Annotated in this window: 2 protein-coding genes; both read right to left on the reverse strand. The window is 59.8% G+C overall.

Translation table 11 applies throughout. The annotated features are described in order from the left end of the window. Positions 1-482: 482 nt before the first annotated feature. Positions 483-1055: a hypothetical protein gene (locus AAFX91_RS41545; protein WP_130581869.1), complete on the reverse strand. Its 573-nt coding sequence runs from the start codon at positions 1053-1055 to the stop codon at positions 483-485. 103 nt (positions 1056-1158) lie between these two features. Beyond that, on the reverse strand, positions 1159-1537 hold a 379-nt coding region (locus tag AAFX91_RS41550; RefSeq protein ID WP_394570332.1), incomplete at its 5' end, for a hypothetical protein.

Here is a 1537-nt window from a genome sequence, read left to right on the forward strand (position 1 = left end):
TAGAAAGGGATCAGGAGCGGTCAGTTTCCAACTAACAAACCGGTTCAAGCGGTCCCGCTCCGCGGGTCCATTTCAATACGCCTGTCGTGAAATTCAGGTGGGCGGTATCGGGATCATCTTCTATAAACTAGCTGTCGCTGCTCCGAACTTCGCCGAAGACCTTTCCGCCTGAGTCGGCTCCGTACCAAACACGCGACTTTGAATTTCTCACCGCGTCGTTGGTCCCCACTTATAGATCGTTCCGAGTTGTCGCTGTCGCAGTCTGTATGTATAGGCTTTCACAACTCCGAACTGTCGAGTCCGTCGTTCGAAGGTACTAACCCCGAACGAAAGGTGTCAGAAGGTTTGCTCGGGCTCACACAGGGATCAGGACGTCTGCCCCCGAGCGCCTTTCGTCTTCGGCTTGCCTGCGTCCTGTGCGCTGGCTTCGTCGGCAATCTGACGAACGGCTCGTCCTGACCCGCAGCAACTTCCGTTCCGCCTCAGTTCGGTAGCCAAACGAGCAGCGGTGTGGCGGGATCGTTCTTGCGGAGCCAGAGGAGGCTGCGGAGATACCCCTCGATCAGGACGTCGTGGCCGCCGTAGCGGATCACAATGCACGGCTCCCGTTGCACGAACGGAACGCCGGGGTCGATCGACGATGCGACCGCGCGAGGGTCGTGACTGTCGAACCTCGGGCTGCCGCCCGCCAGCACGATGCTTGGATTCTGCGTGAGGAATACCGGGTAGGAGACGTTGCCGAAGGTGGGCAGAACGTGGCTGTTCATCAGATCCGACAGGTGCCAGGCCGTGCAGGTGAATGTCGCCCCCCCGAGCGTGTCGATGTTGCTCACGAACCCTTCGTTCCGGCCGTGCTTCGAGATCATCTCGAGGAGATGAGGCCAGTCTGCGGGCGGGACTTTCTCGAAGGGCTCGCCGCCGTGCGCCAGGTCATGCAGATGCGAGGGACCGTGCCCGCGGTAGCTCGGACCGAAGCGCGGCGATGGGATTTCGCTGAAGGCCCAGCGGGCTTTGATCTCCTCACTCGTCGCAGTCGTGCCGATCGTTACCGACATGGGTGGATCCTAATGAAAACAGATCAGAGCCTGGATGAAAATCGGGTGAAGGCGGTCAACGTCTGAGGTTCGGGTTCGACGTCTCGGTCCGGAGAAACGCCAGCTACTCACCTTTCAGCCGAGGCTTCGCGGTGTTGACCTGAGGTGCGCGGGATCCCCCCTTGTTTTGCCGCTGAAGAGCGGCCAGGCGCTTCTTCTCCGTCTCGTATCGGTCTATGGCTGCCTTGGCAGGTTCGTAGATGTCGTGGAAACCACGGTGGAGATTCCGTGCCATGGGCAGCACGAGATTTGCGAATTCATGGACGCCAGCCTGCGTCTCCCGGATGCTCTGTTTCAGTCGGACCGATGTGTCGCCGCTGTCGCGCAGATACTTTTCGTCGACCTCGCCGCCGTTGTGTTCGTAGACGTGAAATGGACCCGCGGAGCGGGACCGCTTGAACCGGTTTGTTAGTTGGAAACTGACCGCTCCTGATCCCTTTCTA

Origin of the sequence: Bradyrhizobium sp. 31Argb (genome assembly GCF_043638955.1) — a bacterium.
GTDB lineage: Bacteria > Pseudomonadota > Alphaproteobacteria > Rhizobiales > Xanthobacteraceae > Bradyrhizobium.